General features: G+C 47.9%; 24 protein-coding genes and 2 pseudogenes. 15 read left to right on the forward strand and 11 right to left on the reverse strand.

All coding sequences use genetic code 11. From position 1 onward, the window contains the following. Positions 1-34: 34 nt before the first annotated feature. Together R70723_RS31590 and R70723_RS14935 are read right to left on the reverse strand one after the other, a co-directional pair. Positions 35-839 (reverse strand): annotated as a pseudogene (locus R70723_RS31590) (arsenite methyltransferase). A gap of 57 nt (positions 840-896) precedes the next feature. Further along, on the reverse strand, positions 897-1,346 hold the full coding sequence (locus tag R70723_RS14935; protein ID WP_039873063.1) for a MarR family winged helix-turn-helix transcriptional regulator: 450 nt from the start codon (positions 1,344-1,346) through the stop codon (positions 897-899). Between the two features lie 135 nt (positions 1,347-1,481). On the opposite strand from R70723_RS14935, the gene R70723_RS14940 reads away from it, so the two are divergent. From R70723_RS14940 to arsC, 3 genes are all read left to right on the forward strand, one after another. Then, positions 1,482-1,808, forward strand: a complete 327-nt coding sequence (locus R70723_RS14940; protein WP_039873064.1) for an ArsR/SmtB family transcription factor — start codon at positions 1,482-1,484, stop codon at positions 1,806-1,808. A 115-nt stretch (positions 1,809-1,923) separates the two neighbouring features. Beyond that, positions 1,924-3,213: an arsenical efflux pump membrane protein ArsB gene (locus tag R70723_RS14945; protein WP_039873066.1), complete on the forward strand. Its 1,290-nt coding sequence runs from the start codon at positions 1,924-1,926 to the stop codon at positions 3,211-3,213. Positions 3,214-3,234: 21 nt separating this feature from the next. Further along, complete coding sequence (arsC, locus tag R70723_RS14950) at positions 3,235-3,654, forward strand: arsenate reductase (thioredoxin) (RefSeq protein ID WP_039873068.1); 420 nt, start codon at positions 3,235-3,237, stop codon at positions 3,652-3,654. Positions 3,655-3,771: 117 nt separating this feature from the next. Here the strand turns inward: arsC and R70723_RS14955 are convergent, their stop codons facing one another. Then, positions 3,772-4,317, reverse strand: a complete 546-nt coding sequence (locus tag R70723_RS14955; RefSeq protein ID WP_039873069.1) for a TetR/AcrR family transcriptional regulator — start codon at positions 4,315-4,317, stop codon at positions 3,772-3,774. A 216-nt stretch (positions 4,318-4,533) separates the two neighbouring features. Between R70723_RS14955 and R70723_RS14960 the strand changes: the two genes are divergently transcribed. From R70723_RS14960 to R70723_RS14985, 5 genes are all read left to right on the forward strand, one after another. Continuing rightward, on the forward strand, positions 4,534-5,403 hold the full coding sequence (locus R70723_RS14960) for an aldo/keto reductase (protein WP_039873071.1): 870 nt from the start codon (positions 4,534-4,536) through the stop codon (positions 5,401-5,403). A 14-nt stretch (positions 5,404-5,417) separates the two neighbouring features. Beyond that, positions 5,418-5,825 (forward strand): cupin domain-containing protein, encoded by a 408-nt coding sequence (locus tag R70723_RS14965; protein WP_039873074.1) that lies wholly within the window; start codon positions 5,418-5,420, stop codon positions 5,823-5,825. 130 nt (positions 5,826-5,955) lie between these two features. After that, positions 5,956-6,474, forward strand: a complete 519-nt coding sequence (locus tag R70723_RS14970) for a GNAT family N-acetyltransferase (RefSeq protein WP_039873076.1) — start codon at positions 5,956-5,958, stop codon at positions 6,472-6,474. Between the two features lie 46 nt (positions 6,475-6,520). Continuing rightward, positions 6,521-7,117: a DUF2441 domain-containing protein gene (locus R70723_RS14975; RefSeq protein WP_039873079.1), complete on the forward strand. Its 597-nt coding sequence runs from the start codon at positions 6,521-6,523 to the stop codon at positions 7,115-7,117. 740 nt (positions 7,118-7,857) lie between these two features. After that, complete coding sequence (locus tag R70723_RS14985) at positions 7,858-8,442, forward strand: hypothetical protein (protein ID WP_039873085.1); 585 nt, start codon at positions 7,858-7,860, stop codon at positions 8,440-8,442. A gap of 76 nt (positions 8,443-8,518) precedes the next feature. Here the strand turns inward: R70723_RS14985 and R70723_RS14990 are convergent, their stop codons facing one another. From R70723_RS14990 to R70723_RS15000, 3 genes are all read right to left on the reverse strand, one after another. Next, complete coding sequence (locus R70723_RS14990; RefSeq protein ID WP_047171131.1) at positions 8,519-9,085, reverse strand: P-loop nucleotide/nucleoside kinase family protein; 567 nt, start codon at positions 9,083-9,085, stop codon at positions 8,519-8,521. Continuing rightward, entirely contained in the window at positions 9,085-9,531 is a 447-nt protein-coding gene (locus R70723_RS14995; protein ID WP_156123816.1) for a hypothetical protein, read from the reverse strand. Before R70723_RS14995 ends, R70723_RS14990 begins: the two co-directional genes overlap by 1 nt. A 102-nt stretch (positions 9,532-9,633) precedes the next feature. Next, positions 9,634-9,882, reverse strand: a complete 249-nt coding sequence (locus R70723_RS15000; protein ID WP_039873088.1) for a P-loop NTPase family protein — start codon at positions 9,880-9,882, stop codon at positions 9,634-9,636. A gap of 156 nt (positions 9,883-10,038) precedes the next feature. Between R70723_RS15000 and R70723_RS15005 the strand changes: the two genes are divergently transcribed. Continuing rightward, positions 10,039-10,452, forward strand: a complete 414-nt coding sequence (locus tag R70723_RS15005; RefSeq protein WP_231574920.1) for a VanZ family protein — start codon at positions 10,039-10,041, stop codon at positions 10,450-10,452. Between the two features lie 104 nt (positions 10,453-10,556). Here R70723_RS15005 and R70723_RS15010 read toward each other — a convergent pair whose 3' ends face one another. Then, positions 10,557-11,804: an MFS transporter gene (locus tag R70723_RS15010; RefSeq protein WP_039873089.1), complete on the reverse strand. Its 1,248-nt coding sequence runs from the start codon at positions 11,802-11,804 to the stop codon at positions 10,557-10,559. Positions 11,805-11,913: 109 nt separating this feature from the next. Between R70723_RS15010 and R70723_RS15015 the strand changes: the two genes are divergently transcribed. Beyond that, entirely contained in the window at positions 11,914-13,695 is a 1,782-nt protein-coding gene (locus R70723_RS15015) for an SgrR family transcriptional regulator (RefSeq protein ID WP_039873090.1), read from the forward strand. 54 nt (positions 13,696-13,749) lie between these two features. Here R70723_RS15015 and R70723_RS15020 read toward each other — a convergent pair whose 3' ends face one another. Together R70723_RS15020 and R70723_RS15025 are read right to left on the reverse strand one after the other, a co-directional pair. After that, positions 13,750-14,202: an acetylglutamate kinase gene (locus R70723_RS15020; RefSeq protein WP_231574921.1), complete on the reverse strand. Its 453-nt coding sequence runs from the start codon at positions 14,200-14,202 to the stop codon at positions 13,750-13,752. 302 nt (positions 14,203-14,504) lie between these two features. Continuing rightward, entirely contained in the window at positions 14,505-17,615 is a 3,111-nt protein-coding gene (locus R70723_RS15025; protein WP_039873094.1) for a beta-galactosidase, LacZ type, read from the reverse strand. 108 nt (positions 17,616-17,723) lie between these two features. On the opposite strand from R70723_RS15025, the gene R70723_RS15030 reads away from it, so the two are divergent. Then, positions 17,724-18,548 carry an AraC family transcriptional regulator gene (locus tag R70723_RS15030; protein ID WP_039873096.1) on the forward strand — a complete coding sequence of 275 codons (825 nt, stop codon included), beginning with the start codon at positions 17,724-17,726 and terminating at the stop codon, positions 18,546-18,548. A 58-nt stretch (positions 18,549-18,606) separates the two neighbouring features. On the opposite strand, the gene R70723_RS15035 is transcribed toward R70723_RS15030, so the two are convergent. Beyond that, complete coding sequence (locus R70723_RS15035) at positions 18,607-18,831, reverse strand: DUF6199 family natural product biosynthesis protein (RefSeq protein WP_039873097.1); 225 nt, start codon at positions 18,829-18,831, stop codon at positions 18,607-18,609. A gap of 157 nt (positions 18,832-18,988) precedes the next feature. Here R70723_RS15035 and R70723_RS15040 point away from each other — a divergent pair, with 157 nt between their 5' ends. From R70723_RS15040 to R70723_RS15055, 4 genes and pseudogenes are all read left to right on the forward strand, one after another. Further along, entirely contained in the window at positions 18,989-19,912 is a 924-nt protein-coding gene (locus tag R70723_RS15040) for an NAD(P)/FAD-dependent oxidoreductase (RefSeq protein WP_039873100.1), read from the forward strand. 111 nt (positions 19,913-20,023) lie between these two features. Continuing rightward, positions 20,024-20,575, forward strand: a complete 552-nt coding sequence (locus R70723_RS15045) for a GNAT family N-acetyltransferase (protein WP_039873102.1) — start codon at positions 20,024-20,026, stop codon at positions 20,573-20,575. A gap of 554 nt (positions 20,576-21,129) precedes the next feature. Then, positions 21,130-22,217, forward strand: a pseudogene (gene tnpB, locus R70723_RS31595) (IS200/IS605 family element RNA-guided endonuclease TnpB). 193 nt (positions 22,218-22,410) lie between these two features. Next, on the forward strand, positions 22,411-24,078 hold the full coding sequence (locus R70723_RS15055) for a DUF6138 family protein (RefSeq protein WP_039873103.1): 1,668 nt from the start codon (positions 22,411-22,413) through the stop codon (positions 24,076-24,078). On the opposite strand, the gene R70723_RS15060 is transcribed toward R70723_RS15055, so the two are convergent. Beyond that, on the reverse strand, positions 24,079-24,504 hold the full coding sequence (locus tag R70723_RS15060) for a MarR family winged helix-turn-helix transcriptional regulator (RefSeq protein WP_039873106.1): 426 nt from the start codon (positions 24,502-24,504) through the stop codon (positions 24,079-24,081). Between the last annotated feature and the right edge of the window lie 59 nt (positions 24,505-24,563).

Below are 24,563 nucleotides of genomic sequence, written 5' to 3' on the forward strand. Positions count from 1 at the left end.
CATTCACTGGCCGGAGTTACGGGTTTTATTAAGATTATTTTCTCGCTTTAATTACAGCAGAAACGATGTATTGGTCAACGTCCGCACCGGGGACCCAGTCTTTGATGAATGTTCTGGATTCGTCCTTTGGCTCAATACTGATTTCATAAAAGCCGCTTTCCCGAAGCATCAGCTCCACATCAGCAATGGAAGAGGCTCCAGAGATACAACCAGAATATAATTCGTCCAAATCATTTTTTATTTCAGGGGGCAGCTCTGCTGTTGTTACAATATCAGATATAGCCAGACGGCCGCCGGGCTGAAGGACACGATAGGTCTCACGGAATACTTGCTGTTTGTCAGATGAGAGGTTAATCACGCAGTTAGAGATAATTACGTTTATCGAATTGTCAGCGACGGGGAGATACTCAATTTCGCCCAGTCTGAATTCCGTATTGTTGAACCTGCCTTTATCCGCATTATCTCTTGCACGGCTGATCATCTCAGGTGTCATATCCACTCCGATAACATGGCCTTGATCACCTACCTGCCGGGATGCTAGGAAGCAGTCGAATCCTCCACCGCTTCCAAGGTCGAGAACGTATTCACCCGGCTGCAGTTCGGCAATAGCCTGAGGATTCCCGCAGCCAAGCCCTAAATTTGCACCCTCAGGAACGGCAGCGAGCTCACTGCTGGAATAACCCAGCTTAGCAGATATGGCATTGAAATCAGCCGGGGGGTCACAGCAGCCGCTGTCAGCTGGTGTGCAGCAGGAAGGGAGCTTCGGTCTTTTTTACAGCAACTTTGTGGTAATGCCCCCGTACTTTTTGACGGATCTGATCATTAGTAAGTTTGGTCATGATTATGCACTCCTTAGCTAAAATAATTTGCAAAATGCAAGTATAAATGAAGAGAAATCACCCTTTTACAGGTGCACAGCAATTGCTGGATTTCCCCATGGCTTCGTTAAAAAGCTTTATGGACCGCAGTAATGTTTCCACCTCAAACTCACTCATATGTGTGAAGGCTTCATTCAGGTACTCATTCATTTGTTGATCAATAGTTGTGGCCGTCATTTTCCCTTCAGGAGTAAGTGAGAGGTTATAAATTCTCCGGTCAGTGGGATCAGGTGTCTTTTTAACCAGGTTCATTTTGACCAAAGACTGGATTTGTCTGCTGAAGGTTGTAATATCAGTGCCAAGTGTTTCAGCGACTTGTTGCATGGAAGGATTATGGCTCCGGTCTATCTCATATATCAGGTGGCTTTGGGCTGCGGAAAGATTACACCCCCCCACACTGCAGCAGTCCTTATTGAGTAGTCCTAAACGCCGGGTCATGATTTGGAACAGTTCACGTGGAGTTTCCATTATGTTCACCTCTTGCACTAGTTATACTGTAATTGATTGCAAAATGCAAATATTTAATTTACTCGGTTGATAATACGTCATCAAGGCTTTAGAATATAAGTATAGTCTTATATACGAAGAGAGGAGATTTTAAATTTGGATACATTAAATGATCTTGCAGAAGATTTAAAGCTCCTTGGAGATAAGACACGTCTAACGATTCTTACACTGCTAAAAGAGCGGGAATGGTGTGTATGTGAATTCGTGGATCTCTTTGATATTTCACAGCCAGCCGTTAGTCAGCATCTGCGCAAACTAAAGAGCAGCGGGCTGGTAAAGGAGCAGAAAAAGGGTCAGTGGGTGTATTATTCTTTAAATATTGAGGACAAGCCCCATGTTAAAGCGATTTTAAATTTGACTCCAGAGGCAAATACTCTTTTATTAAAAATGAATAAGTCCTCTAATGCTGTTTGCTGTGAATAACATTTTGTTGTTGAATATATAAGCATATAATTATATAATGATGCCTGAGATTTAACTTAACTCTTTAGGGGAGTGTGCTGATGCTTGGATTTTGACTTAAAATGGGGGAGTTTATCTGGTAGCTCTGGCAAGTCTTATCTTTATAGTCACATTGGTTTTTGTCATATGGCAGCCTAAAAATCTGTCCATTGGTTGGTCTGCCATCGGCGGAGCACTACTTGCTTTACTTGCCGGCGTAGTCAGCTTTAATGATGTTCTGGATGTTACACTGATTGTATGGAATGCCACATTAGCCTTTGTTGCGATCATCCTGATCTCCCTGATCCTCGATAAAATCGGCTTCTTTGAATGGGCAGCTTTACATATGGCCAAGGCAGCCAGAGGGAATGGAACCCGGATGTTTATCTATGTCATCATTCTTGGCGCTGTAGTAGCAGCATTTTTTGCTAACGATGGAGCAGCACTTATTCTAACACCAATCGTGCTGGCAATGGTTCGAGCGCTGAAATTCGATGAGAAAAAGGTTTTTCCTTTCATCATTGCCAGCGGGTTTATAGCAGATACTACGTCTTTGCCGCTGGTTGTAAGCAATCTGGTAAATATCGTATCAGCTGATTTTTTCGGACTTACTTTTATGGAATATGCCGGACGGATGTTAATCCCCACCCTTTTTGCCTTAGGGGCAAGTATTCTTGTGTTGTATCTATTCTTCCGCAAAAGCATTCCCAGAAGCTTTGATGGCTCCCGGCTGAAAAAACCTGAAGAGGCTATTAAAGACAAGCAGATGTTCAAGCTGTCATGGTTTGTACTTGCGGTTCTGCTTGCAGGATACTTTGTCAGTGAGTTCCTGAACATTCCGGTATCTGTAGTGGCGGGTATCATCGCAATCTTTTTCCTGCTCATGGCAAGGAAAAGTCCTGCTGTACCCACACTGGAAGTGGTGAAGGGGGCACCTTGGGCCATTGTTTTCTTTTCGATCGGCATGTATGTTGTCGTGTACGGTCTGAGAAACGCCGGACTCACGAATGCATTAGCTGACATCATTCAGGCCATTGCGGATCAAGGGCTATTCGCAGCAACGATGGGGATGGGCTTCATTTCCGCAGTCATCTCGTCTGTTATGAATAACATGCCTACCGTAATGATTGATGCACTAGCTATTGATGCCACACAGACCTCGGGACTGATTAAGGAAGCTTTGATATACGCGAATGTCATAGGTTCTGACTTAGGACCGAAGATAACACCGATTGGTTCACTGGCTACCTTGCTGTGGCTGCATGTACTTTCCGCTAAAGGAGTGAAGATATCCTGGGGCACGTACTTCAAAACAGGTATTATTTTGACGCTCCCTACGCTGTGCATCACACTGCTTGGTCTATATATAACATTGACCTTATTTTAAACTCAAAGGAGAATGCGACTCATGAATAAGAAGACGATTTACTTTTTGTGCACAGGAAACTCCTGCCGGAGCCAGATGGCGGAAGGATGGGCTAAGAAATACTTAGGTGATGAATGGAACGTATACAGCGCCGGTATAGAAGCTCACGGGTTGAACCCGAAAGCTGTTAAGGCAATGAGCGAAGCAGGTATAGATATCTCTGGTCAAACGTCTGATATTATTGATCCGCAGCTGCTGAACAGCTCCGATCTGGTCATTACCTTGTGTGGCGATGCTGCGGATAAATGCCCCGTTACCCCGCCTCAAGTGAAACGTGAGCATTGGGGCTTCGATGATCCGGCGAAAACGCAAGGAACAGAAGAAGAGAAGTGGGCGGTCTTCCAGCGGGTTCGTGATCAGGTAGGCGAACGCATCAAGCAATTCGCTGAAACCGGAAAATAGTTCAAAAATAACAAAAGCAGCCGTCCAGTGTGACAGGCTGCTTTTTGCTACATTAATCAGGTGCTGTTTTACATTAATAGCTCTCTATTTCCGCTATCCATTCAGAGCAGCATTCATTTACACCGTTCTTTCCAGCAAAATCCCCGCTTGCTTAGCCATTTCGGCAGGCGGAATAGGCATTCCGTTTGTAATCCACCACTCAACCACACCTACATATGCATTTCCCATGTATTGCAGGATAGCTGCTTCTGATAGCTCCCGATTCTTCTCCCCGGCAAGATCAATTTCTTCCTTGAACTCTTCAATAATAAACTGCAGAAACTGAGTGCGGAAGGAAGGGGCACCTTTACTCGCCAGCATCGTCGAAAAGAACAGGTAGTTCTGTTCAAAGTATTCGAAAAATGCCTGAGTTGCGGTTCTCCAATCTATTTCACAAGCCCAGTCAGTAATCTCCCGCATAGCAGCAATATGCTCTTGGATGAGCCTGTTTAGCAAATCAAACTTGTCCTGATAATGAAGATAAACCGTTGCACGGTGGACGTTCGCCTTATCGGAAATATCCTGGATGGTTATGGCATCAAAGCTTTTTTCAGACATCAGCTCTATGACTGCTTTTTTTATAGCTTCTTGTGATTTCAGGATTCTTCTATCAACTTTGGTCATTGCGGGTACACCAGCTTCCTTTAAATGATTGACACTTTTACCCGAACTGTCGAGTAATCGACGAATCAGCGGATATTAACGATTGAATACAATTGAGATTATTTTATTATATACATATGTCGAATAGACGAACAGTATCGTTTAATTATTAAGGGGCACCCGAAGGAGGCAAACCCTTAAACAGAGTGGAAAATATATCATAAAGGGGATATAACTATGTTTACTGAAGCATTTAAATTAGCAAATGATATAGAAATTCCAAAGCTGGGCTTGGGCACCTGGCTTCTTGATGATCAGCAGGCCGCTCAGGCCGTGCGCGATGCGGTCTCCATCGGCTATCGCCATATCGATACTGCACAGGCCTATATGAATGAAGCCGGCATAGGCGAAGGAGTAAGGTCCAGCGGGGTCTCCAGGGATGAGCTTTTTATCACGACAAAGGTTGCGGCAGAAGCCAAAAGCTATGATGCTGTTACGCAATCCATTAATGAATCCTTAGCAAAAATAGGGCTGGATTACATCGATCTTCTGATTATCCATAGTCCGCAGCCCTGGAATGAATTCCGCGGGGAGAAGCGTTATTTTACGGAAAACAAAGAAGCATGGAGAGCCATGGAAGATACGTATAAGGCAGGCAAGGTGAAGGCCATCGGGCTTTCTAACTTTCTGCAGGATGATATAGAGAATATTCTTGAGAGCTGTGAGATCAAACCGATGGTCAATCAAATACTGGCTCATGTGAGCAATACTCCATTTAAGTTGATTGAGTTCTGCCAGAACAATGACATCCTGGTCGAGGCCTACTCACCGATTGCACACGGGGCTATCCTTGATCATCCAGAGGTTAGACAAATCGCAGAGAAGTATGAAGTATCTGCAGCCCAGCTCAGCCTGCGGTATGATATCCAGCTTGGTCTTGCAGTCATTCCTAAGACGGCGAACCCGGAGCATATGCGAATCAATGCCGAGCTTGATTTTGTTATCAGGGATGCAGACATGGAGACTCTGAAAAAAGTTGAGACCATCCAGCATTATGGTGAGCACAGCTTCTTCCCGGTATTTGGGGACAAAAATAAACTGAATTAATCGGAGGGTACAAAATGGCAAAGCATGAAGAGGTCGCAAACGGTGTGATTTTCCCTGTCGGCGAGAAGAATGAGGCATTTGCAAAATATTTTATCGGACAAAGCTATCTCAAAATGCTGGTTGCCGATCCTGAAATAAATGTTGGGGTAGGGAACGTGACCTTTGAACCGGGCTGCCGGAACAACTGGCATATTCATAGAAACGGGTATCAGCTGCTGCTTGTAACCGGCGGCGAAGGCTGGTATCAGGAGGAAGGGCAAGCGGCACAGCTGCTAAAATCAGGCGATGTTATCGTTACCCGCGATGGTGTAAAACACTGGCACGGGGCAACGAAGGACAGCTGGTTTGAGCACATAGCCATCACTGCCGGTACACCTGAATGGCTGGAGCCGGTCTCAGAGGAGCAATATAACAAACTGTAAGCTATAACAATTCCAGAGTATTGTAAAGGCAGCCGGTCTTATGATCGGCTGTCTTTGTTGATGTACCTAATGATGTGATATTCTAAATAATAGAACGAAGCGACAGATCCAGGAAGGGCAGGAATATGTTATGAGTCTTATGTTTACACGCGTGGAAACTGTGGAAGAAACCGCCGAGGTGGCCCGGTTAGCGGCAGAAATATGGCGAGAGTATTATGTTTCTATTATTACAATGGAGCAGATTGATTACATGATCGGGAGATTCCAGTCGGTTCAAGCGATTACGGAGCAGATCCATCAGCAGGGCTATGGATATTACCTGGTACATAACCGTGACTCGGCAGTGGGGTATTTTTCGGCCAGACAAGAGGAGGGGAAGCTCTTCTTAAGCAAGTTTTATATTGGAAAGGAATACAGGGGCCGCGGCTATGCCAGCCAGGCAATGGGATTCCTGGAGCAGCTGTGCCAGGACCACAGCCTAAGCCATATTTGGCTAACGGTCAATCGTCATAACAGCTCCAGCATTGCGGTCTATGAGAAAAAAGGGTTCCGGACCGTGCGGGAGCAAGTTTCGGATATTGGAAATGGATTCGTCATGGATGATTTTGTCATGGAGAAGGAAATTCTTATTGGAGCTGAAACGATTTGAAGGTAGTTCAGTCATAAATTAGGCTGCTGATGTGAGGGGGCAGGATATGCAAGAAAGAGAATTCTATGCTTATCACCTTGTAACCAGGAAGAAGATGAGCTTAGGGCAAGTAATCAGCTTTGACCAAAATCAAAAAAACACGCTATATCATTTCTTTTTTGAGAAGGAACAGCTAAATTCCAAGGGTGAAGACTTTATTCAAATCTTAGAGAGTCATCTTACTAATGACGGATTAAAGCTGGATAAAGAGGATGCAGATGTAGCTATACAGTATGTTGGACAAACCATCAGAGCGATTAGGGAAGTAATCGTTGAAATGGTAAGACTTCAAGAGTATCCGGGATATCCTTCACGCTTGTCTTGCTTATATGCTGCGAAAAGCTTCCAGGATGCGCTAAAGTGGAAGGAATTATTTGATTCGTACCATCGAAGGGTTTTGCAGATCGTGAAGCTTAGGGTAATCGGGACATGCTTCGAAGGTGATGCCGGTCTTTTACCAAAGGAAGAAGGGACTCCCTTCTCTCTTAAAATTGAACAGGCCAGAGAATATTGGAAAGGCAATGCAAACAACGAGCTTCCTGAGCTGCTGGTTAACGGTCGAATTGAAGTAGCAGAAATTATTGATGAATTCTACACGCAATAGAAAACTGATAAGCATGAATATAAACCTGAGGAGGCTGCACATGGGGCGTGTTCTCCTGCAGACGCTGGAGCATGTGTCATGGCAGAACTCCTTTTTGCTGAAGGGACCAGTCCTGGAGGAAGTGCAGCAGCTCAGTCGGTTCACAGTCAAATCAGTTTTAAGTGTACTTTGTGCAATTAAAACAGGGGAATTTAGGCGTTTTGAGGAGATAACTGTATTCTGTACAACTATCTCCCTTAAAAAGGCCGGTTTCAGGCGTTTTCGGCAAAAATAAATGTATAGAGTGCAGTTAAAACCTGCAGCGGAGCTAATTAGCCAGCTTTAATTGCAGAAAGTGCAGTTATTTTAGCCCGGCGCATCATTATGCTGTGCCATTAACTACGAAACAGGACAAGTGCAGCACTGAGTAGAAGGAGAGGCGATAGATTGTCTCCACGTGAGGTTATAAAAGTAATTGCGGTTTACAGTCCGAACGTAAGGCGCAATATGAACTTTTTATTAAACATTTTGAGCTAAACAACAGCCGATCGTTGCCGGACATGGTTCTCAATTACTGGGGAACAACCGTTACCGGTTCCGGTTAAAGCTGAAGTTGAAAGGGACACTAACTTTCGGCTCCGGTGTTGTGGTGCTGCGTTACGGTTCTGACCGTTTACAAAGTGCTCTCACTGCGAATAGGTGATTTATGGAAACACGACCAAACCACTCACGTACTATTGTAGAAAGGGGGTAACGGTAAAATGAAGTCCAAAGTACAAACCTCAATTTTCATAATCATCATATTGTTATTCGTCAGTTATATAGGTGGTTACAGGTTAACAGGATTGAGCGCGGCCAGGGCAAACTCCTTTGTACCAAAAGACTCAGTATTGTTAGATACGGTAGATTATAGCTGGGGGAGCGTTTATATTTTTGATTCGCCTGAAAAACCGGTATCCGCAATCAGTACAAAGACACTCGGTCTTATGTGGTCTTCAAGGTTGTCTGTTTACCATTACAATTCAGATGATCCGGTACAAACAATAGGCGGGGTTTCGCAGGGGGATCCAGGACAACAGGCAACAGTTTTAAGCGTTTTGATAAATGACCCGGAAGTTTCTTATATTGAAGCGGGGCCCGAAGGTAATAGAGCAAAGAAAGAAGCTCGAATAGGAGAACCCCTGACGTTTTCGTGGGATGAAGCTTTTCAACTCGATAGGCTATCTCCACAGGCATTTAATTATAATGGTGAACTGCTATACGAATACAAATATCCAGTACAAAATATTATAGATCCAATTAAACTGAAGTGGTATCCGGCTGATACAGCTGCACAGCAATCCTAACAACGAACCCTAGCTCATAAAAACAGCGACAGTCCAGGAGAATAGATTCACTCCCTGGCTGCCGCTGTTTCTTTTTTTATTCAAACGGTATATTGCCCTCATCCGGAGTTTTGCGGGTCCGCTTATTCCACCTGGACAGGACATACTCTCTAATTTGTTCAGCCACCTGATTGGGCGGGGTCTTGGAGGTATCGATAACCGGCATCGGCGGATTGTAATCGGTCTCCGCATGGTCGAGGAGCCACCGTGCAAAATCCTCATGCTGCCTCAGCATATCATCCGTCCACATGGCATGATCCTCACGGCTGCGAAGCCGGGCGTTGCGGGTGCAGTCATCACAATGCAGGTTAATGAAGCAGAGCTCACTGAAGCTGCCATAGGTATCACATTTCTCGGCATCCCAGGTCATGAACGTCCCGCAGATAATGGTGCCTCTCCCGGATTTGGCTACCGCATTCGCAAAATGCAGCAGCAAATTATATCTGTCCTGATATTCAAGCTTTGCTGCGGTGGACCCGAAATTATCATGGTCCGTGCTGAGCACGTCGAATTCAGGCATCAATGTTCTTAACTCATGCATCACGGTTGTCTTACCTGTTCCGCTTGCTCCGGTAACAATAAACAACGGCAGTTTATGATCCATTATGAACATCTCCTTATGTACTCCAAGATATAGTCGCGATCTTCCTCAGAGCTGGTCCAAAATATATCAGGTGCAAGCTTAATGCCCATCTGGTGTAAAGCTACATTCCGGTGTCGTCCGTCATTGATCTCGAACCTGCCGCCGCAATAGTTGACAATGAGCGGAGGGAAATCCCAATCTGCCCAAATTCGTTTCATCCCTTCAACCACCTGGAAAAAATATTCGATCTCATCAGCTCCCTTCACATAGGAAGGGGCACCTTCCTCGATTCCGAACAACGAAATGTCGGTCTGGACGGGTCCCGCGTAATATCTTGGTTCAAGCAGCAATCCGTCAGCAAACACCACGTTTTTCCCGTCATTCCTCAGAAATAGCTGAACCCATTCACTAATAGCTCCCCGCCCCGCATATTCCAGTGCACAGGCTGTACTGCCGTAATTCATCATACACGCACCTTTCAATTTGAATTAAGGCCTCATATCTGAAATGATAAAGGAGGGTGGTGCAGAATACTATGGCAAGAACGGTTTAAGTCAAAATCAGCATAGCTACATATAGGCTGCGTACTCGTCCCGGAACCGGTCATAATCGGTGAGCTCAGTCATCCAGAGAATGACCAGATGCTTTTGCACATTAGCACGGTTTAAAGCCTCCAGTAACGGGTTATCGCAATTCAGCTCAAAAAACCCATGCCCAACATTAACGATTAGCGGTGGTGTTTCGGCCGCAGCGTTGATCTGATTAAGCCAAGCTGTAACTCTATGTTCAAAAGCCCCGGCGGAAACCTGCCACTTCATATGGATGTAGAGCAGCTTGCCTGAGATAACGCGAAGAGCTTATCTGGGATTATGCAAAAAGCCTTTAAAATTGCTTCTGCTGCCCGCAGAAGGCTATAATAGCTACTATATCTGTTCTAACACGCATCAGAAAGTAGGATTACTATGAAAGTTGTAATGCTGTTTCTTTGGGGTATTGTCCTGTTCATTTTCACCTGTGCCGCTGATTCAAGCTTTTGGAGTAAAGGGGTAATGCCTTATTTTAACTTGACCCCGGATCCGGATTTTTACAACCTGCTCCAGATGGATATAAGGTATACTAAACTCTTTATCACCCGCAAAATTGGCCACTTTGTAGGGTTTGCAATCTTCGGAATGCTGCTCTACCGGATTAATAAAAGCTACATAAAAAGTATTGTTTGGTCTATAGTGTTCGCTGTATCCACTGAAATTTTCCAGCTCTATTTCGGGCGGGACGGGAGAATATACGATATGGTCAATGACTCCGCGGGTATCGTCGCCGGAATGATTGTTATTGCCGCATTCAAAAGGTTGACCAAGACCGCCGGATTAGAGGGCAGACGCAGGTGAATATTAAGCTTATTTCGGCCCGCGACCCACAGCAGAATAATTTGTGAAAATAAGACGGCGTCCATTCTAAGAAGCAGAATGGACGCCGTTTTTACGCATCCTTTTTAACTGGATTCGCGCTGTCTCCACAGGGGACTCAACAGGCAGCCGCAGAAAATCAGCAGATTAGCTGCAATGGTGATCAGGAACACGGTACGCGGGCCTGACAGCTCTGAGATCCAGCCGGAGGCTACGATCGCAAACGGCATACCCAGCTTAAAGATGGAACCGGTAATGCCGCTTACCCGGCCAATAAGATGGTAAGGTGTTGTCTCCTGGCGGAACGTCCAGATGCTGACTGTACTAATGGTCTCGAAGCAGCCGTAGAGGAACAGGCCTCCGGCGAGCAGATATACGGAATGCGACATATAGAACAGGATGCTTGTCAGGCCGGTAAATAAGCATGACAGCGTGATTAAGCGCCCAACCGGAAACAGAGTCCGCAATTTAACAATCAGCAGGCTTCCGGCCAGTCCGCCGAGCCCTGCAGCTGAGAATACAATACCCAGCTCAAGGTTGCTCAGCATTAGTTCATCCTTGGCGAAGAAAATAATAGTGGTATCCACCATACCCGATGTACTGTTCAGGAATACCACGGCAATGCTCATCGACAGCAGCAGGCGGTTGCTGCGCAGCTCGGTCCAGCCTGCCCGCAGCTCCTTCCAGAAGCCCTCTCTGCTGCCGGCCGCAGCTCGTACAGGCTCATTGGTTCTGATAAAGCTTAAGGTTACGAACGCCAGACTGAATGCAACTGCAGTAAGCAGCAGGGCTTCATGCATTTTCGGCAGCATCAGCAGAAATCCGCTCAATACCGGACCGGCAATGCTGATAAAGGTTGTGACGAAATTATAGGAGGCATTCGCAGGCGTTAATAACGCCTGGGGAAGGGAATGCTTGACCATAGCTACCCGGGCATTGGAATAGGCATAGCCGAACGTCATTAGCATAAAGCCGGCCACATAAAACATAGGCGCAGCCTGGTACCCGTTTTCAATCGCAAGATACAACACAGCAAGAATAACAATCTGCAGCAGAATGGCGGTTAAAGACCATCTTTTCTTATGTACCCTGTCGACGATTACACCGATGAACATCGCCAGCAGCAGGTTCGGCAGAAACTCAATCCCGCGCATCGCGGACATAATTACGGAGGATTTAGTGAAGTCGTAGAGAATCAGGGGGAGCGCAAGCTCGTAAATTTTGTTTCCCAAGGCCATAACGGCCCCGGCGCCAAGCAGAATCATAAAGGCCGGGCTACGCCAGATTGAGGGGGCTACCGGTTCTGTCTGAATGGTTGGATTGATCATATTCATTACTCACTCCTCTTTACTAAACGGGTTGCCTCAAATTATACTGTTACAAAAGTGGAACAAAAATAGAAACATAAATTCCACCCTTTCGCCTTTTAGAGGAGGAGCAGATTTGGATATAGAGGAATATTATCTGCAGCTGAAAGACCGTTTTCCTGCACAAGCTGACGGCGAATGGTTTCCGGTTACGATAGATGAGCTTGCATTAGTCTTTGACTGCACCCGCCGTAATGCGCAGCTTCTGATCCAAAAGCTTAAAGAGCAGCACTTCATTAACTGGAAATCCGGGCTGGGGAGAGGCAATTCCTCACAGATGGCCTTGCTGCGCAATAAAGAGGAGCTGATTCTGGCGAGGGCGCAAAGCTTAAGTCAAAAAGGGCAGCTAAGTGAAGCCTTTGCATGTATACAGGCGAGTGGGCGGGAGTCGGTGCATGCTGAATTTCATACATGGCTGGGGAACAGGTTCGGTGTGCAGAAGGAGCGGAGTGAGCAGGATATTTTGCGCTATCCGTTTTACAGGCCTGTCCCGGATTTGGACCCAATGAAGGTAGTGCGGCGTACAGAGGCGCATATAATCAGCCAGCTGTTCGATACCCTGACACGATATGATCGGTCCGGCAACGAGCTGAAGCCTGGACTGGCTCATCAATGGGAGCATGATGAAGCATTCAAACGCTGGACCTTTTATCTGCGGAAAGGGGTGCTGTTTCATCACGGCAAAGCGTTTAAGGCGGAGGATGTACAGTATACCTTTGACAGGATCCGGCAGTGGAACGGAGAGGATTGGCTGATTAACAGTCTACAGTCTGTAGAGGTAACCAGTTCGTACACTGTCAGCTTTGAGCTGCGGAACAGCAATGCGCTTTTTGCCCATTTTATTGCATCAGAACGATTCTCGATTGTGCCGGATGATCTGGAGCAGCTGGAGGCCAGACGTAACTTTGCCCGGCTGCCGGTGGGCACCGGACCGTTCAGTATGCGGAGCAATACAGAGTCAATGCTGATCATGGACGCCAATGAGCATTATTTTGCCGGCCGGCCTTTTTTGGATGCCGTTGAAATGTGGGTCTGGCCTGATTATGAGGAGGAGCTGCGGCATACACAGCCCTCCGGACAACCGCAGCTGCTGTATTTTGAAGCGATGGATAAGGGGGAAGCCGAACAAACATTGAATCAGCTGGAAGCGGGCAGCACAGTGCTTACCTTCAACCTCTCTAAGCTAGGCATTCTTCAGGATTATAGTCTGCGTAAGGCTATACATCTGGCTCTTAGCCGTGAGCAAATGATCCGGGCGCTGAAAGGAAGAAGAACTAAGCCCTCATCAGGATTTGATCCAAGCTATTATGATGCTGGTTACGGCAGCGGTATATCAATAGCAGCAGCAAGAAAATGCATTGAACAATCCTCCTATAGCGGAGAAGCGCTGCAGCTCTATACCTATGAATATTATAGTAATGAGGAGGATGCCCGCTGGATTATGAAGGCATGCAGCCAAATAGGGGTGCATATCGAACTGACTGTCCTGCCGATCCGGGAGCTGTCACAGGCAGAAGTGATCCTCCAGGCGGATATGATCTATGCCGGAGAAGTACTGGGAGATCAGCCAGTGATCACCTTAATAGAAATGTACCGCTCTAAACACGGGTATATCCGCAATCATCTGCAGAGTTCGCTCAGGGCTGCAATGGATGCCATGCTCGCAGATGCTTTGGCTGAAACCGGCGAAGACAAGCAGCTGATTGTGCTTAGAGCAGTTGAGGAGGAGCTGAAGCGGCAGCTGAATGTGCTGTTTGTATACCACAGTGTCCAGGAGGTCGGCTACGACAGCTCTCTTAACGGCATAGCCCTAAATGCCTGGGGAAAGATCAACTATAAGGATGTCTGGGTAAAATAATACCGGAAAAACCTCCCTGGAATACGATTCCGGGAGGTTTTTGCTTAGGGTGCATCAGCACACGTACAGATATCTCCAGAGGATATCCGCCATCATCAACGCTTCCTGTTCAATCCGGTCGTACAGCCGGATGCTGGCAGTATAATCTTTATTCAGCATCGTCACAGCTTCCTCTTTGGTCATTGCAAGGTGCTCATAGAACATTTTCCGGAATTGCTCTTTGGGAAAATAGGGGTTCAGCTGAGTGAGGAAATCCATAATGTGGTCAGCATTTGCATACCAGCGTTTTTCCGCAGCAGCTGCGGCTGCTGAATCTCCTGCTTTGGCTGCTTTGATCAGGTCAGCGGCGATTACCAGATGCTCCTTGATCAGCGCACTGTACGTATTAGCAGCAGCATCCCCGTAAAAAGGACGTATCGAATTGCCCATATCCACCGGATTCTGCAGCAGTCTGGCAACTACAAAGTCTGTATCAGGTAATCCGAATACAAGGCTGGTTATGGCCATGCGGGTCCAGGCGACATGCTGCTCCCACAGGGTGCGTGTCAGGTTCTTGAAAGCGACCTGGGCATGGGTCAGGCAGACAAGCTGAGGACCGTAATAAGACGGAAAACAGTGCGAATTGCCGTGAGCATTAGCAGCGGCATAAGGGCTGAAGCCCCCGTAAGCATGCATCAAAAAATCCCCCTCGAACATTAATACCCTATCCTATGGTACATCCGCCTATTTGGTTCTAAGCTGCGGCGCTGCGCGGACAGCAAAAAGGAGAGCCTGCATAATGCAGGCTCCCCGCTAACTAACGATACAGCTTATTTAGGTGCAATCGTAAACCGGAAGAAGTATGGCCGGTTAGCCGGTAGCATGAATTCCTTGTGAATCGGTGCTCCCCAGCTGTCATCGCCGCCGATACCCATCTGCTTGTAGTTCACACGCAGTACGGTTTTATCTGAGGCAGGCAGCTTATAGACGTGATCGCTTGCTTCAAGCTCATCCGGGGTCCAAGGCATAGCGTTAAGCTCGAACAGGGAAGGAGCATCAATCTTGAAGCCCTTGCCGTCTGCACCGTTAGTCAGTGAAGCGAATCTGACATCGGTTTTGTTGCCGGATTCCTGCGGACGCAGATAAGGGGTGAACTGGTCACTCACCTTGCCGCTATAGCTGCCGACAGCTGCACTGGTGTTACGGTCCCAATGGTTCTCATGCGGGCCGCGGCCGTACCAGGAAATCGTATCAAGTCCGCCGTCCAGCACAAACATCATACCGAATTCCGGAAGCTCAGGCAGGCTGCTGCTGCCCGGGTTCAGCTCCTGGCTGATTTCTACAGAGCCGTCACTGCGGACATCGTATTTCACGCGCAGAATGGAATCCGGGCCAGTGAACAGCACGTAGTCTGCAGAGATGGTGCAGCGGTTGTCCTGAGCCTCGAAGCTGAAGCTGATCAGGCTTTGACTGCTTGAAGCTTCTTTCCAGACAGCACTGCGTTTGTCGAGGCCGTTACCCAGATCGTTGTCGGTCACCGCTCTCCAGAAATTAGTTCTGGCCGGCTGCAGAAGCTGCTCCTTGCCGTTAGTTACATAGGAGTAAAGCTCTCCGCTTGTTGTATTAAAGGAGACAGAGAAGGCTTCTCCGGATACCGTAACGTTATCATCCTGCTCAGTCACCTGCAGGGACCCGCCGGCATTTGTCCGGCTGGAGGCAATCCATGGCACCAGGACGAACTGCTCCCAGGCAATTTCATGACCTGCTTCTGACCAGGCTGTAGCTTCAGCCTGTGTGAAGGAGAGGGTCAATACAGCTTCCTTATCGTTCAGCAGATCGCTGGCTTCATAAGGAACGGATACTTCAATGGTTTCACCCGGTGCTGCCGCTACCTGCAGAGTGCCTTGCTGAGCCGTTTCACCGTTCAGGGATACATTCCACTGCAGCTGATATTCACTCAGATCGCTGAAGAGGTAGTTGTTCTTGATCTGGAAGCTGCCTTTTTGCAGATCAAGGGCAGTCAGCTTGATGTACTGATAGCATTTTTTAACCTCAAGCAATTTCGGGGTTACCGCACGGTCAGCGAACAGCAGTCCGTTTCCGCTAAAGTTGCCGTCATGCGGTGTTTCGCCGAAATCACCACCGTAGGCCAGATACTCGACTCCGTCAGCCGTTTTGGTCCGGATCGCCTGATCCACCCAGTCCCAGATGAATCCGCCCTGGATGATGTCGAATTGATCGAACAGCTCTGTGTAAAGGTGCAGCCCGCCGCAGGAGTTACCCATTGCATGGCTGTACTCGCAGAGAATGTAAGGCTTTTTCGGATTGTTTTTGGCATAGTGCTCAACTTCATGCGGACGGATGTACATCGTAGATTCGATGTCACTGGCTGCCTCAGAAGGTCTGTAGTGGAAAATCCCCTCATAATGCACCGGACGGGTCGGATCTGCTTCTCTCAGGTAGTCATGCATAGCAATGAAATTGTCACCGCCGAAGGACTCATTGCCCAGTGACCAGATGATAACAGACGGATGATTTTTGTCACGCTGCATCATGGCATTACAACGGTCGATAACATTAGCCCGCCATTCCGGTCTGCTTGCCGGAACGTTCGTTTCTACCAGCTCTTCCTGCCCGTATTTCCAGGAGCCGTGGGTCTCCAGATTGGTCTCATCGATTACATATAAGCCGTATTCATCACACAGCTCATACCAGATGGACTGGTTCGGATAGTGGGAGGTACGCACAGAGTTGATATTATGGGATTTCATCAGGTGGATATCACGGATCATATCCTCTTTGGAGAGGGCGCGTCCGGTGTCACAGGAGAATTCATGGCGGTTGGTGCCCTTCATGACGATGCGCTTGCCGTTGATTTTCATCAGGCCGTCTGTAATTTCAAAGGTACGGAAGCCGACTCTGCTGCTGACCAGCTCCAGCACACGCTGCTGATCGTCGATAACGCTGATGACTGCAGTGTACAGGTTAGGCTTCTCGGCACTCCATTTCTCAGGGCTTACGATATGCCGGCTTAGCTGGATCTCCTGAACATCTGATCCGTTAAAAGTAACAGCGGCAGACAGCGGCTGCTCCCAAAGCGGCTGCTTTTGTGCGTCATAGAGCTGTACTTCAACCGAATAAGGACTAGCTTCGCTGTTAAAATAATTCTCCAGCTGGAGCTTCACCTTCAGCTCGGCATCTGTGAATGCTGCGTCAAGCTCTGTTACTACAGAAAAGTCAGTAAGATGAACCTGAGGAGTAGTATACAAGTAGACATCGCGGAAAATCCCGCTCAGCCGCCAGAAATCCTGATCCTCCAGCCAGCTTGCATCACACCAGCGGTAGACTTCTACAGCGAGCTTGTTCTCACCTTCCCGCAGATAAGGGGTAAGATCATATTCCGATGGAGTAAAGGTGTCTTCGCCGTAGCCGACCAGCTCACCGTTCACCCATACATAGAAAGCGGCTTCCACCCCTTGGAAGCTGATGAATACTGGCTGTCCTGCCCAGCCTTCAGGCATTGTAAACGTACGAGTGTAAGAGCCGACCGGATTGTACTTGGTAGGTGCAAACGGCGGCTTCAAGTCAGGCTCGGAAACGGCCCACGGGTAACGGACATTGGTATATTGAGGGTAGTCATAGCCCTGGAACTGCCAGTGGGAAGGCACAGGAATCTCAGCCCAGCTGCTGTTATCATATTCCAAGGTATAGAAATCCTTAATGCGCTGCTCCGGAGTCTCTGCAAAAGCAAACTTCCAGCTGCCGTTAAGGGAATGATAGTTAGGTGATGCCGCAAATTCGCCTTGAAGTGCCTGCTCTACAGTCGTATAGGAGATCATAGAGGCATGAGCCGGCAGGCGGTTCAGCTGGAAGATTTCGGGATTGTTATTCCATTCGGGATAACCGTTGGCTGGTGGTTGATAGTCTAGCTTCTTGCGCACATTAACATCTCCTTGTATTGTTATATTCATATTATAGAACGCCAAAAGACTATATGATATAAAAGGATATTAGTGTCTAATAATAAAATATGAAACAGGTGGATAACGATGGAGAGCATGATGGTGTTCTGCGCGGTGGATGATACGCTTCAGCTGCCGCTGTACGCTACAACGATTGGATACTGGGAGCATCAGGAAGAAACGGCCCGTTCTGCCGGATTTCCCGATTACCAGCTGCATCAGGTGCTGAGCGGCAAAGGGGAGCTGGCAGTCGGAGATAAGCGGTATGTGGTCGGACCCGGCGAGATATTCTTCACTTTCCCGGATGTTCCTCATTCCTACACGCCAATCAGCCGGGAATGGGAGCTGGCATGGATATCTTTTAACGGGAGAGAGGCGGGAGGTATGCTCTCTTATGCAGGTATCCGGGAGACAGGAGTGCGCAAATTAAGGGATGCAGAGCTGCTGGCTCCGTTTCATGAGCTGCTTAAGCTGCCGGATGCCAATGATCTGGACAACAATCTGGAGCGTTCCAAGCTGCTGTATGCGATGCTGCTCGACCTGAAGCGGAATCTTCCGCCTGCCAGCGAGGAGGATGAGCTAGTGCGGATCAAGCCGGTGCTTGAGCATATTGAGCTGCAGCTGCACCGGGCATTGCCCCTTAAGGAGCTGGCCGAGGTGATTTCAGTTTCCCCGCAATACCTGTGCCGGCTGTTCCAGCGGACGGTTCATGACCGGCCGGTGACCTATATTAACAAGCAGCGCATTAACCGCAGTAAGCAGCTGATGTTCCAGCAGCGGGAGAAAAAGCTGTATGAGATTGCCCAGCTGACCGGCTTCGAGAATGCAAGTTACTTCTGCGCAGTATTCAAGCGTTTGACGGGGATGCAGCCGGAGCAGTTCAAGCAGCTGCACGGGCTGGATAAAGGGTGATAGGAAAAAGGCACGTTCCGCATAGTCCGGGGTGGACAGCAGAGCGTGCCTTGGCAGGTTAGAGAAACTGAAGCAGGCCAAATATTATGAAAAATGCTCCGATCCAGATGCCTACAGCCCCCCTGAAGGTCATAAGACTGATATAACTGCTGCTGGGCTCGGAATCCCCTTGTACCTTCCAGGCTTCACTCATTTTCCAGGCATAGTCAGGGTGCTTGCGGATATATAAGCCAAATACGATCGATCCAATACCAAGGATAAGCAATATTATTCCAAGTGCCATATCATCAGCTCCTTTCAACGGTTATACGGATAAATTATACACTACGGTGCAAGAAAAAGACTTGCTTTAAATACCTGTTGCGGTTATCGTAGATATAAAGAGTCCGGGATAGCTTTTTATAATAACGGACATTATAACTCCGGAAAGGGTGGTATAAATGAACAAAAAAGCAGATGTGGTAATTATCGGCGGAGGTCCGGCGGGTCTAAATGCAGCATTGGTTCTGGGGAGGGCACGGAAATCTGTTATTGTGATTGACGATCTGCAGCCGAGAAATATCGTTACCCGCGAAACGCACGGCTTTCTTACAAGAGACGGAGCCAGTCCGCGTGAGTTCCGAAAGGCGGCGCATGAGGAGCTGGCTGCTTATCCGTCAGTGAGCCGTGTCAGTGATACTGCTTCTGCCGTTACAGGGAAGGATGGGGCTTTTGAAATTACAACGGCTTCAGGAGCTGTGTATCTTGGTAAGAAGCTGCTTTTTGCTGTTGGAAAAAAAGATCTTCCGCTGTCCGTTGACGGACTCGCTGAGGTCTATGGCAAAAGCGCCTTTGTCTGCCCGTATTGTGACGGCTGGGAGCTGCGGGACAAGAAGCTTGTCCTTATCGTAACTGGAGCCCATGCGCTACATTTGGCTAAAGTAATCTCCGGCTGGACGAAGGATTACAGCATTTGTACCAACGGGCCGGCGGAGCTGTCTGGTGAAGAACGCGGGGAGCTGGCGCAGCATGGAGTGCTGGTGCATGAAGCAGCAATAGAAACGATAGAATCGGAAGAGGGAATGGTGCGGCAGGTTATTTTGGCGGATGGAACGCGGCTGCCGTGCGAGGGTATATTCTTCGCTCCCAAGCTGACAAGGGGCTCGGATCTCCCTCAGGCCTTAGGCTGTGAGATGAATGAAGTGGGCAGTGTAGTGATAGATGATTATGGAAAAACAAACATTCCCGGGGTTTTCTCTGCCGGTGATGCCGCCTCTGAGAAGTATCAGGCCATTGCCGCAGCTGCTTCCGGCGCACTGACCGCTATTATGATTAACGGTGAGCTGAACGGGGAGGCCTGGGATGCGAGTGTGTCTGTGGAATAGTGCAAACATGGAAATCTAAATATAGTGCAGTTTAGTGTATGGCCGCTTTTATAATCTGCCGGTAAACTGAAGGTATCTTCAGAATAATCATGTGCTGATGGAGGGAATTCATTGCGGGCGGCAACTGAAACCATAGATACTGTAAGGTTAAAGCTAAGACCATTTAAAATGGAAGATGCCCCGAGTATGCATGCTAACTGGATCAATGACATAGATGTCCAAAGCAATTACGGTGAACCTGTTTATAGTAGTATAGCTTTAGTAGAAGAGTTACTGCACCAATGGGTGTTGTCCTATAATAGAAATGATTTTTACCGGTGGGCAATCATACTTAAAGAACATGAGGAATGTATTGGACAAATCGCCTTTTGTCAGGTTGACACGGACCATCGTCTTGCAGAAATCGAATACTGTATCGGCCGGCCGTATCAGAATACAGGGTATGCCACTGAGGCTTTAATAGCAGTAATACAGTATACCTTTTCCCATACTCCACTGCACCGGCTGCAGGCATATCACCGCGGGCAGAATGAGGTATCTGGAAAGGTGATGCAGAAAGCTCACATGCAGTTTGAAGGTACACATAAAGAAAGTTACTATTATAGCGATACTGGAGAATATGATGATAAGCATTACTACGGAATCGTAAAAGGAACTATATGATTGTCATTAAAAGAAGAGCAGCCGGGGGCTGCTCTTTGACTTTTCACTCTATATAGATTGAACTTAGGAATTTACGTTAAGGGAAAAGTGGCGGAGGGGAATTTTGGAACTGGAGGAGCGGTAGCGACCGCCTAAAAGCTTTTCGTAGAAAAGCTAGCTCCGGAAGCATAGGCAGTCTGCGGATTTCAACCGTTAAAAACGGTATAAATCAAGAAATCTGCAGAAGGGCAGCGGCTGGAAGTCCAAACATTCTCTGGAGTCACATGCAATTCCAAAACAGCAATATTATTAGTTTAATCTATATAGATAAACAGCTTCACTCTGCATCAGCCAGAGTAACCAGCTAACCAGATAGGCTTTCAGCGGATAGCAGAGCTGGCCATTCCTTTTTTGGAGCAAATTTGAACAGTATGTAAGGTTACTGTACTATTTATCTAAAAAAGCTGAGAATACTCCACCCTCGATAGGGTGGGGATGAATCTGCGGTATTTGGACCTAAACCCGAACACATGTGCTATAATATGAATAATATTACCAAAAATGAGGTGTCGCACATGCTGATACATCAAGCCTATAAATACCGGATCTACCCCACACCGGAACAACAGCAACTCATAAGGCGTATGTTTGGCTGCTGCCGCTTTGTGTTCAATACCTTTTTGGACACTTGGAATCAAAGCTATGCGGAAACGGGAAAAGGCTTGTCCTATCACGCTTATGCGACAAAACTCCCTGCACTAAAAGCACAATACGACTGGCTGAAAGAAGTCGATAGCATCGCTTTGCAGTCGGCTGCCCGTCATGTGGCGGATAGCTTTGATCGCTTTTTCAAAAAGCAAAATCAAGTGCCACGCTTTAAGAGCCGGAAGCATCCGGTTCAAAGTTACACGACCAAATTCACGAACGGGAATATCGCCATTGAGGGGAGTCGCTTGAAGCTCCCAAAACTCGGCTGGATGCGTTTTGCAAACTCCCGGAAGCTGGGAGCCGGATATTGTCTGCTACCGTGCGTCAAAACGCCAGCGGGAAATTTTTCGTTTCGCTTGGTTGCGAAGTTGAAAAGAACCCACTGCCGCAAGTGGACGCACATATCGGAATCGATCTGGGTTTGAAAGAGTATGCTGTAAGCTCGAATGGTGAACGGTATGCCAATCCCCGCTTTTACCGCCAATATGAGAAAAAGCTGGCGCTTTGGCAGCGGCGGATGGCTCGGCGTACTCCGGGCGGCTCCAACTGGAAGAAAGCGAAGCAGCATGTCGCTCGCATTCACGAACGTATTGCGAATAAACGAAATGATTTTCTCCACCAACTGACAACGAAACTGATCCGTGAAAACCAAACGATTAGTATCGAACATCTGCGTGTCGCGAATATGATTCAGAATCCCAAGCTTTCAAAATCCATCGCGGATGCGTCTTGGGGGGAGTGGGTACGGCAACTGACGTACAAAGCCCTTTGGTATGGACGAACCCTTCGGATCGCCGATACGTTCGAACCGACCAGTCAGCAGTGTCACGTGTGTGGCACGATCCACCCGGAAGTAAAGAATCTTGCGGTTCGGGAATGGACGTGCAACGCTTGCGGTACGCTTCATGACCGTGATGAAAACGCCGCTCATAATATTGCACAAGTAGCGGTTTAACCGCCACCTATCCAAATGATAGAACTGCGGGAACGCAGGAATCGCTTGCTAAATAAGAAGAGGTTACTCTTCTGTTCGCAAGAATCCGCCACTTCAAGCGCTAGCTAAGTGGAGGAGAATTCAATGTAATTATTAATAGAGTAGGCTCGAAAACTCACTACCGATATTGCTGTGTAAAGGAGCAGGAAATGCTATGGATGATTCACTGGAACCCGTTATTGAAGAAATGAAGCAGGAAATAGACAAGTGGATTGCATATATCAACGATAAGGACGCTGAGAAGATTATAAAACGCACAACGCTTCAGGCGGGAGTTCACGGGTACGCGCTCCTTAAATATGAGGGTGGCAGAGTGGATGTGACGGATTACCCGCTGGATTTATCTATGCCGGGCAAAAGCAGGCTGAGCACCAACGGCGGGCTTACAGAGGAGCAGGTGCGGGAGCAGATCGTTCCTGAGCTGGCTCACTATATGCAGCATAAATTAAAGGCACTCCCTCCGGCAGTACTGGACTACCGGTTTGATTTTGAAGGAAACTTCCAAGTAGTAAGCGGCGGCACTGTCAAAGTGCCTATTCTCAAATATATGGACGAGGCGAAGAAGCAGCTGCTGCTGGAGCGGATCAGCTCCTATATCTCCAGCAAGCTCGAAGCCGGCAAATATCCGACCAAACCGTTAGAAACGTTTTTCTTGGCCCGGCATCTGCTGGATGAAGAATTGTATCCCGTCTTGGATTCCGGCAGAATCATTGGTCTGTATGAGCGGATACAAGAGCTGAATAAGGGAAGCAAGCATCTTGCAGAGCACCGCAATACACTGACCGTGGCCCTAAAAAATTGGGTTGAGGAGCAGTGGCTGCCAAGATACTTTGAGCTCACCGGCAGCGAATGGCAGAAAGAATATAAGAAGAAGAGCGGTGCCGTGCTGGAGGAGAGCGGGAGCGGACAAGAAGCCGTGAAGCTGGTGATCTATGGTGCAGTAAACATCCTAAGATATGAGCCTTCTTACAGCAGAAGTACGGGGCTCACCTTCCTGAATTGCCTGACTGCCCTCGGCAGCACCCGGGCTGAACAGCTGATCCGCGAGGGCAGCGGTGTGCTGCCTGTGGATATTACCAGACTGAGGAATGAACGGGTGGAATGTACAGTTAATGATGTGTTTGCTGAGGTAAGTATCCATATGAAGCAGGAGTCAGGGGAGAGCTACGGTCAGGCGCTCCGGTTTCTGATCAAGCTGCTTGAACAGGGTTTTCCAAATAGCTATCAGATTAAGCTGAAATCCGCAGTTAAGCGCTGGCTGCCGCTCAAGGGACTGGCCAAATCGGGTACACACCGTTTTTTTGCGAATGCGCTTGAATATCCGGAGGTCCACCCGTTGCTGGAAGAGTACGCCAGGGCTGCCATGGAAACCTTCGAATGGTATTCGGATACGGAAGGGGAGAAATGCTGCATGCCGGGCAGCTATGCGGTCTTTGGGCTTGGTCTCACAGACAGTGCATATTTCCCGTTGGTCAGAGAGTACATGGAGAAGATAGACATTGAACATCAGTCGGTCCAGAATGGGTTCACAGCAGCATTGTATGGGCATTACGGCATTAACATGGAGACTCTTCCTACACTCGTGACGTGTATGCTGTATAGTACGGATTCATTAAAGCTAAAGATGATGAAAGAGATTGAGGATGAACAGCTGCTCAGACTGCTGCTGAGTCAGGTCCGCAGCCTCCAGTACTACCAGGCGGAGCATCTTGTATACCTGATTTGGGGCGGTAAGGATAAGCTGAAGAAGCTTGCTGAGAAGGCTGAAGGGGAGAAGAAGCAGAATCTTGAAGAGCTGATGCAAGCCGCCAAACGCGGTTAACTAAAGATCCTTCAGATTGTAATGCAGCCTGGTGAGCATGTCTGTCAGCAGATTCGTCTCCTGTTCACTGAAGCCGTTAAGCAGCTGCTGGATAAATTGGGTCCGTTCCTTGTTAAAGTTTACAATAAGGCTCCGGCATTCCTCAGTCAGCCGCACAAAAGTCACCCGCTGATCTACCGGATTGCGTCTTCTGGTCACCATGCCTTCCGCCTCGAGCTGCTTTAGGTGACGGGTAATTGCAGCGCTGTCGATGTGAATGGCCTTTTGCAGATCACTCTGGGTTACTTCATCCGCGAGATATAGCTGATACAGCAGATCGTACCTGGAAGAGCCGATGCCGGTGCAGCGCTCGAACTTCGGGCTGAGCTCGTTACTCATTTTTTTGAGCAGGTACAATACAGCTTCTTGTTCCATTGAACAATTCATGATGTTTCCCTCCTTGATGTAATGTTAAAAGAAGACGGAGCTGTTCTCCGTCTTCTGCA

The sequence above is a fragment of the Paenibacillus sp. FSL R7-0273 genome (genome assembly GCF_000758625.1).
Taxonomy (GTDB): Bacteria; Bacillota; Bacilli; order Paenibacillales; family Paenibacillaceae; genus Paenibacillus_AQ.

Coding starts and splice junctions, on each gene's coding strand:
- R70723_RS14970 (WP_039873076.1), top strand. CDS start 5,956: ATGAGTCTTATGTTTACACGCGTGGAAACTGTGGAAGAAACCGCCGAG.
- R70723_RS15030 (WP_039873096.1), top strand. CDS start 17,724: ATGGAGAGCATGATGGTGTTCTGCGCGGTGGATGATACGCTTCAGCTG.
- R70723_RS14985 (WP_039873085.1), top strand. CDS start 7,858: ATGAAGTCCAAAGTACAAACCTCAATTTTCATAATCATCATATTGTTA.
- R70723_RS14995 (WP_156123816.1), bottom strand. CDS start 9,531: ATGATGAATTACGGCAGTACAGCCTGTGCACTGGAATATGCGGGGCGG.
- R70723_RS15060 (WP_039873106.1), bottom strand. CDS start 24,504: ATGAATTGTTCAATGGAACAAGAAGCTGTATTGTACCTGCTCAAAAAA.
- R70723_RS14955 (WP_039873069.1), bottom strand. CDS start 4,317: ATGACCAAAGTTGATAGAAGAATCCTGAAATCACAAGAAGCTATAAAA.
- R70723_RS14975 (WP_039873079.1), top strand. CDS start 6,521: ATGCAAGAAAGAGAATTCTATGCTTATCACCTTGTAACCAGGAAGAAG.
- R70723_RS15010 (WP_039873089.1), bottom strand. CDS start 11,804: ATGAATATGATCAATCCAACCATTCAGACAGAACCGGTAGCCCCCTCA.
- R70723_RS15035 (WP_039873097.1), bottom strand. CDS start 18,831: ATGGCACTTGGAATAATATTGCTTATCCTTGGTATTGGATCGATCGTA.
- R70723_RS15005 (WP_231574920.1), top strand. CDS start 10,039: ATGCTGTTTCTTTGGGGTATTGTCCTGTTCATTTTCACCTGTGCCGCT.
- R70723_RS15020 (WP_231574921.1), bottom strand. CDS start 14,202: ATGGCCATAACCAGCCTTGTATTCGGATTACCTGATACAGACTTTGTA.
- R70723_RS15040 (WP_039873100.1), top strand. CDS start 18,989: ATGAACAAAAAAGCAGATGTGGTAATTATCGGCGGAGGTCCGGCGGGT.
- R70723_RS14960 (WP_039873071.1), top strand. CDS start 4,534: ATGTTTACTGAAGCATTTAAATTAGCAAATGATATAGAAATTCCAAAG.
- R70723_RS14990 (WP_047171131.1), bottom strand. CDS start 9,085: ATGGATCATAAACTGCCGTTGTTTATTGTTACCGGAGCAAGCGGAACA.
- arsC (WP_039873068.1), top strand. CDS start 3,235: ATGAATAAGAAGACGATTTACTTTTTGTGCACAGGAAACTCCTGCCGG.
- R70723_RS15000 (WP_039873088.1), bottom strand. CDS start 9,882: ATGAAGTGGCAGGTTTCCGCCGGGGCTTTTGAACATAGAGTTACAGCT.
- R70723_RS14965 (WP_039873074.1), top strand. CDS start 5,418: ATGGCAAAGCATGAAGAGGTCGCAAACGGTGTGATTTTCCCTGTCGGC.
- R70723_RS15055 (WP_039873103.1), top strand. CDS start 22,411: ATGGATGATTCACTGGAACCCGTTATTGAAGAAATGAAGCAGGAAATA.
- R70723_RS14935 (WP_039873063.1), bottom strand. CDS start 1,346: ATGGAAACTCCACGTGAACTGTTCCAAATCATGACCCGGCGTTTAGGA.